This is a genomic window from Aeromonas crassostreae (assembly GCF_054052445.1).
Genome location: NZ_JBSTYM010000063.1, coordinates 1 through 448, shown reverse-complemented (window position 1 = coordinate 448; position 448 = coordinate 1). Strand labels below are relative to the sequence as shown.

Annotated in this window: 1 pseudogene; it reads right to left on the bottom strand. The window is 65.2% G+C overall.

Annotated elements, in window-relative coordinates:
* Positions 1-448: pseudogene (locus ACW5W4_RS18890) on the bottom strand (transketolase); the annotation flags it as partial.

Genomic DNA, 448 nt, shown 5'->3' with positions numbered 1-448 from the left:
CCAGTGGTGCGGCGCTTGAATTCGGCAGCCAGGGCCGGGTGAGCGGCTTCATAGGCGGCGAACTTGGCAGCCCAGTCGGATTCGAGCTTGGTGCCCTTCTCCTGACCGTTCCACTCGGCGGCGATGTCGGACGGGATGACGAAGGGCGCGTGGTCCCACTTCAGGAAGGCGCGGGCGGCGGCAATCTCGTCGTTGCCCAGCGGCGCGCCGTGGCAGTCGTGAGAACCGGACTTGTTCGGTGAACCGTAACCGATGATGGTGCGGCAGCAAATCAGGGTCGGCTTGGTGGTCTGCGCCTTGGCGGCTTCGATGGCGGCGTTGATGGCTTCCGGGCTGTGGCCGTCGACGGCGGCGATGACGTGCCAGCCGTAAGCTTCGAAACGCTTGACGGTGTCGTCGGTGAACCAGCCTTCCACGTGACCGTCGATGGAGATGCCGTTGTCATCCC